The organism is Luteibacter sp. P4_E6, from assembly GCF_056401535.1.
The window spans coordinates 1-6,853 of record NZ_JBFUJE010000205.1 but is presented as its reverse complement, the minus strand read 5'-3'; the positions used below and the strand labels follow the sequence as shown (position 1 = coordinate 6,853).

Below are 6,853 nucleotides of genomic sequence, written 5' to 3'. Positions count from 1 at the left end.
GCTACCGCCCGTCTCGAAGAGCCGCGCCGCGGCCCCAAGGGCCTTGCCCCTCGCGGCTCCCGTCACGGACACCAGCGTCAGGCGGCGTAAGCCGCTGGTTACGTGGGGCGCGTAGCGGCCGGCCTTTCGCCGCTGAAGCGGCTCCCACAGGATGCGGGGGAACAAAAAAAGGCCGCGATTGCTCGCGGCCCTCTTCGCCGATGAATCGGCTCCTACAGAACGCGTGGCTACTTACGCAGCGCGCACCTTGTTGATCGCTTCCGCTTTCTTCTGCACGCCCGCACGCAGCTCTTCGCTGTCGAAGTCATCGACCGAGATGAACTCGGCGACGCCGTCACGCACGCGCTGGAGCAGGTCGCGCTCGGCTGCGGTGATGGCGCCCAGCTTCTCGGCCTCGGCGAGTTGCTCGTTGTACGTGTGCGACTTCAGCTGGCCACCCTTGAACGCCTTGAGGAACTTGCGCTCCACCGGCTCGGCGGCGATCACGTCGGGCAGGAGCGCATTCATGCGACCCACCGTGTTGTTCGCCGTCGGGGTGAGGTAGGTCCACGTGGTCAGGCGCTCGCGGGCTTCGCTGGGCGCGGTGATCAGCGCGGCGACGCGGCGACCGAGGCGATCCGACGGCGGCACTTCGCGGCGACCGAACGGGAACACCAGGGCACGCAGTACCCAGGCCACCGGGCGCACCGGGAAGTTACGGATCACGCCGTCCAGCGCCATCTGCATGTTCCACACGCACTGGTGGAAAGCCCAGGCCAGCAGCGGACGATCCGCTTCCGGACGGCCGGTGTCTTCGTAACGCTTGAGCATCGCGCTGGCGATATACAGGTACGAGAGCACATCACCCAGACGAGCTGACAGCTTTTCCTTGAACTTCAGCTTGCCGCCGAGCACACCCATCGCCACGTCGGCACACAGTGCCAGCGCCGCGGAGTAACGGTTGAGCTTGCGGTAGTAGCGGCGCGTGTAAGCGTCACCAGCGGTGTCGCCGATCTTCGCCGCGGTCAGTCCCAGGACGAAGCTGCGCACGGCGTTGGAGAAGCCGAAACCGATGTGGCCGAAGAGTGCCTTGTCGAAGGTCTTCAGGCGCTCGCGGTAATCGGCGATACCCAGTGCCTGCATTTCCTTCAGCACGTAAGGATGGCAGCGGATCGCACCCTGACCGAAGATCATCAGGCTGCGCGTCATGATGTTCGCGCCTTCCACCGTGATGGCGATCGGCACCGACTGCCAGCCGCGACCCATGTAGTTCTTCGGGCCGAGGATGACCCCCTTGCCACCGTGCACGTCCATCGCGTCCGACGCGATCTGACGGCACCACTCGGTAGCGTGGTACTTGGCGATGGCCGACGGCACGGCCGGCTTCTCACCGCGATCGACGGCGGCGGCGGTGGCACGCGAGAGTGCCTGCATGGCGTAGGTCAGGCCGCCGATGCGGGCGAGCGCTTCTTCCACGCCTTCGAAACGGCCGATAGCGAGGCCGAACTGCTTGCGCATGCGCGCATACGAACCGGTCGCCGAGACCGCCATGCGCGAAGCGCCTGTGGCGTTGGACGGCAGCGAGATCGCGCGACCCACCGACAGGCACTCGACCAGCATGCGCCAGCCCTGGCCGGCCATGTGCGGGCCACCGATCAGTACGGACAGCGGCACGAACATGTCCTTCGCGTGCACCGGGCCGTTCTGGAACGGCGTGTTCAGCGGGAAGTGGCGACGACCGATTTCCATCCCCGGGGTTTCGCGCGGCAGCAGCGCCAGCGTGATGCCCAGGTCTTCCTTCTCACCCAGCAGCTTGTCCGGGTCGTACATGCGGAAGGCGAGGCCGACGATGGTCGCGACCGGCGCCAGCGTGATGTAGCGCTTATCGAAGGTCAGGCGGATACCGACGGTTTCTTCGCCGTTCCACATGCCCTTGGTGACGATGCCGAAATCGGGAATCGAGGTGGCGTCCGAACCGGCGTAGGGACCGGTCAGCGCGAAACACGGAACTTCACGGCCATCGGCCAGGCGCGGCAGGAAGTGGTTCTTCTGCTCGTCGCTGCCGTAGTGCATGAGCAGCTCGCCGGGTCCGAGCGAGTTCGGCACGGCGACGGTGGAGGCGACCGTCTGCGACATGCTCGAGAGCTTCTGCAGCACGGCCGAGTGAGCCAGCGCCGAGAAGCCGAGGCCGCCGTAGGTCTTCGGAATGATCATGCCGAAGAACTTGTTCTTCTTGATGAACTCCCAGACGTTCGGCGGAAGGTCGGCCAGCTCGTGGGTGATCTGCCAGTCGTCGATCATGCCGCAGAGTTCTTCGACGGGGCCGTCGAGGAAGGCCTGCTCTTCCACCGAGAGTTCCGGCTTCGGCTGACGCAGCAATTCCGACCAGTCCGGCTTGCCCGAGAACAGCTGGCCTTCGAAACCGACGGTGCCGGCCTCGAGGGCGGTCTGCTCGGTTTCCGACAGCTTCGGCGTCACCTTGGCGAAGATCGACAGCAGCGGTGCGCTGATCTTCTTCCGGCGGAAATCGACCATTAGCAGCGGTGCGGCGACCAGGGCCAGCAGGATCAGCACGACGACCGTGGTTACCGGCGCACGCGCGAGCAGGCCGACGACGAGGGTCGTGACCGCCGTGGCGACAGCCCACGTGCGCAGCGACGTGCGGTGGTAAGCGCAGGCACCGGAGGCAATCAGTGCCGCCAGTACAACCAGGATTGCAGACATCGGTATTACCTCGGGAGCGATTGCATGAACTGGGAAATCTCGCGGGTAAACGCGTCGTTCGCGTCACCGGCCACCATGTGCGTGGCGTCGGCGAGGGAAACGTGGCGCGCATGCGGGACGAGACGTAGGAATTCTTCGACGGTCTGGCTGGAGACGACGTCGCTGCGGCTGCCGGAAAGGAGCAGCACCGGCACCTGGACGCGCGCGGCGGCCTCGAACAGGCGCGGCTGGTAACGCTCGCTTTCCTGGACGAGGCCGCCATCGAGCAGGGCGGGATCCCAGTGCCAGCGAAGGCGGCCGTGCTCGTCCTGGCGCAACAAGGGCTTGAGCTGTGCTTCGGATTTACGCTCACGGCGGTGCGGCAGGTACGCCTCGATCGCCGAGGCCGCCTCCTCATAACTCGCGAAACCGTCCGGGTGCGCGCGCATGAAGCCGAGGATACGTTCGACCCCGGCGGTTTCCCAGCGCGGGGTGATGTCGACCAGGATCAGCGCCGAGAACGGCGGGCGGCCCTCCTCCGCTTCACCGGCGGCCATCAGGCCCAGCAGCCCGCCCATCGAGGCGCCGACCAGCACCGGTGGCCGGCCATCCGGTGAGCCGGACTCGGCCGATACCGCGAGCAGATCGTGGACGAACTGCTCCATGTGGTAGTCGCCGCGCGGCACGCGCTCGCTTTCGCCATGACCCCGCGCATCGAAGGTGGTGGCATCGAAGCCTTGCGCCGCCAGCGTTCGCGCCGCGCCGTTCCAGGCGTGGCGCGTCTGCCCGAAGCCGTGCGCGAAGATCAGCGCCGGCGAACGCACGCCCGGCCAGCGCTGCGTAGCCAGCGCAATGCCGTCCATCGAGACCAGGCTCGCAGAGGCAGAGGATACGGACGTGGAATGGGCAACCATACGGCCGAGTATGTAGGTCTGCGAGAGGTGCGTCAATACGCCCGCGTACGGTCACGCAATGGCAACCAAGTCAAGGTCTTATGCAACAAGCCAGGAGGCTGCCGGATTGCAAACGGCGGCGTCTCGGCTACCATGCGTCGATGACCGACGGTGCCAAGAATGAACGAGTCCGCCTCTCCGCAGAAGACTGGGAAGACGGCGCCCTAGCCCTTATCGCCGAACAAGGCGTCGGCGCCCTTGCCGTGGAGGCGCTTGCGCGCCGTCTGGGCGTCACCAAAGGCAGCTTCTACTGGCACTTCCGTACGCGCGAAGCCCTGCTCCAGGCCTCGCTCGAACGGTGGGAAGAATACGGCGAACGCGAAGTCCTCGGTGAAATCGAGCGCATCGCCGATCCCCGCAAGCGCCTGCCGGAACTGTTCCGCCGTGTCGCCCACGAACTGCAGGCGCATCGCGTTTACGCCGCCCTGCTCAAAGCGCTCGACCATCCGCAGGTCGTGCCGGTCATGGCGCGCGTGTCGCAGCGGCGCATCGAGTTCCTCACCACGATGTATCAGGAAGCGGGCCTCGAGCCCGTTGTCGCCCTGCATCGTGCACGGCTTACCTATGCCGCCTACGTGGGCTTCCTGCAGCTGAACTTCACCCTTGGCCTGCCGCGACTGAGCCACGACGAGTTCGACGCCTATGTCGAGCACGTGATCTTTACCCTGACGCCGGCCAAGCCGACCGCGTGATCGGACGCGTCAGCTGAACGGCGCGGCGACTTTTGCTGCGCCGTGCCTTGCCAATACCATCGAACGCAAACTACTGTCTCTACAGCGTTTAACTGGAGACCACAACGGATGCGTTCGTACGGCAGTTCCCTGGAAGCATTGAATCGATGGGTTGACGATGTCGCCCGACTGACGGAGCCGACCTCCGTTCGCTGGTGTGACGGCTCGGACGCGGAATACGCCGAGCTCGTCCAGACGATGCTCGCCAGTGGCGATCTCCTCCCGCTCAACGAGGAGACCAACCCGCGCAGTTACCTGCATCGCTCGAATCCGTCGGACGTCGCTCGCGTCGAGCACCTGACCTTCGTTTGCACCCCCGAGGAAGACGAGGCGGGCCCGAACAACCATTGGATGGCACCGGCCGACGCACACGCCAAGATCGACGCGCTGTTCGCCGGGGCCATGCGCGGACGCACCATGTACGTCATTCCGTACTGCATGGGTCCCATCGACTCGCCGCTGTCGCGTTGCGGTGTCGAGATCACCGACAGCCCCTACGTGGTCGCCAACATGCGCATCATGACGCGCATGGGCGCCCCTGCCCTCGCCCGCATCGAGCGCGAAGGCCAGTTCGTGAAGGGCCTGCACTCCACGGGCGATCTCGATCCCGAGCGTCGCTTCATCATGCATTTCCCCCAGGAGCTGTCGATCAAGTCGATCGGCTCCGGCTACGGCGGCAACGCCCTGCTCGGCAAGAAGTGCCACGCGCTGCGCATCGCCAGCCACCAGGCGCGCCGTGAAGGCTGGCTCGCCGAGCACATGCTCATCGTCGGCATCGAGAACCCGCAGGGCGAGAAGCACTACATCGCGGCGGCGTTCCCCTCGGCCTGCGGCAAGACCAACCTGGCCATGCTCATTCCCACCGAGGGCTACCTCAAGGCGGGCTGGAAGGTCTGGACCGTTGGCGACGACATCTGCTGGATGACACCCGGTGAAGACGGCCGCCTCTGGGCAATCAACCCCGAAGCCGGCTATTTCGGTGTCGCCCCGGGCACCGGCGCGAATACCAACCCGACCGCCCTGGCCACCCTTGGCCACGATGCGATCTTCACCAACGTGGCCGTGACCACGGACGCGCGTCCGTGGTGGGAAGGCCTCGGCGAAGGCGAACCGGTCACCGACTGGCAGGGGCGTCCGTACGACGCGGCCAACGGTCCCGCCGCCCATCCGAATTCCCGCTTCACGGTCAGCGCGAAGCAGTGCCCAAGCTGGGCACCCGAATCCGAACATGCCGCCGGCGTGCCCATTTCGGCGATCGTATTTGGCGGCCGCCGCCCCTCGCTGGTGCCGCTGGTGTTCGAGGCGAAGGACTGGGCGCACGGTGTTCTTGTCGGTGCAGCCATGGGCTCGGAAACCACCGCCGCCGCCACGGGCGCGGTCGGCGTGCTTCGCCGCGATTCGATGGCGATGAAGCCCTTCTGCGGCTACAACTTCGCCGACTACTTCGCCCACTGGCTGTCGTTCGACAAGCCCGGCGCGAAGCTGCCGCGGATCTTCCACGTGAACTGGTTCCGCAAGGATGCCGACGGTCGCTTCATGTGGCCCGGTTACGGCGAGAACCTCCGGGTGCTCGACTGGATGATCCAGCGCGTCGCCGGCAAGGCGGAAGGCATGGAAACCCCGATCGGCGTGGTGCCAGCCAAGGGTGAGCTCAACGCCGAGGGTCTGTCATTGAAGCCTGGCGCCCTCGACGAGCTGCTCCACGTCGATGTCGAAGGCTGGACCGAAGAACTCAACGCCATCGGTCTCTACCTCGAGGGTTTCGGCGCGCGCATGCCCGAGCGCCTCAAGGCCGAGCGCCTGCGTGTGAGCAAGGCCCTGGAAGCCGCCGTGGAGCGTCGGGCAGCCAACGTCGCCTGATATCAGGCCAGCCCTGCTGCTGTGGGGCTGGCTCTGTGTGGGAGCCGATTCATCGGCGATTGGGGCTACCACTTCGCCGCTTTGTTGGCTTTTCGCCGCTGAAGCGGCTCCCACATTTCCTTTATCCCTTAAACGCTTCTCCCCTTGCCGGCATCCAAGCTGGCAAGATGAATGCCCTATGCCTCGCCGCCACTTCCTTCATGCAGCCTGAGCTGCCTGTCGCCACGTCCGATGACGATGTGGTGCGCGCTGCCGTCGGCGGCGACCGGAAGGCGTTCGAGACGCTCTACCGCAAGCATTCGGACCGGGTCTATGGCGCCATCCTCCGCCTGGCCGCCTTCGACCATGCCCGCGCGGAAGACCTGACCCAGGAAGCCTTCATCCGCGCCTGGCAGAAGCTCGACGGCTTCCGCTTCGAAAGCGCGTTCGGCACCTGGGTGTACCGGTTGGCGGTCAATGTGGCACTCATGTCCATACGTGCCCGCAACGCCGACCCCGTCAGCATCGTCGACGATGAACATCTACCGGACATCGCCGACCTCGATAATCCCGTCCGCGCCGTGGAGCGCGACGAGCTGGAAAAGGCCATCGCGGCGTTGCCGCCGCGGGCCCGTGCCGTGCTGGTCC

5 protein-coding genes are annotated in these 6,853 nt (G+C 65.9%); 3 read left to right on the top strand and 2 right to left on the bottom strand.

The window, feature by feature from the left end; genetic code table 11:
• Positions 1-231 precede the first annotated feature (231 nt).
• Positions 232-2,703: an acyl-CoA dehydrogenase gene (locus tag AC1DT2_RS13090; RefSeq protein ID WP_477296712.1), complete on the bottom strand. Its 2,472-nt coding sequence runs from the start codon at positions 2,701-2,703 to the stop codon at positions 232-234.
• A gap of 5 nt (positions 2,704-2,708) precedes the next feature.
• Positions 2,709-3,596, bottom strand: coding sequence for an alpha/beta hydrolase (locus AC1DT2_RS13085; RefSeq protein WP_477296711.1), 888 nt, complete (start codon positions 3,594-3,596; stop codon positions 2,709-2,711).
• 140 nt (positions 3,597-3,736) lie between these two features.
• Here AC1DT2_RS13085 and AC1DT2_RS13080 point away from each other — a divergent pair, with 140 nt between their 5' ends.
• The 3 genes from AC1DT2_RS13080 to AC1DT2_RS13070 all read left to right on the top strand — a co-directional run.
• Positions 3,737-4,327 (top strand): TetR/AcrR family transcriptional regulator, encoded by a 591-nt coding sequence (locus AC1DT2_RS13080; RefSeq protein ID WP_063571842.1) that lies wholly within the window; start codon positions 3,737-3,739, stop codon positions 4,325-4,327.
• A gap of 108 nt (positions 4,328-4,435) precedes the next feature.
• A complete protein-coding gene (locus AC1DT2_RS13075; protein ID WP_477296709.1) occupies positions 4,436-6,226 on the top strand; it encodes a phosphoenolpyruvate carboxykinase (GTP) in 1,791 nt (596 codons plus the stop codon).
• A 200-nt stretch (positions 6,227-6,426) separates the two neighbouring features.
• Positions 6,427-6,853: RNA polymerase sigma factor (locus AC1DT2_RS13070; protein ID WP_477296714.1), on the top strand; the 427-nt coding region annotated here is incomplete at its 3' end.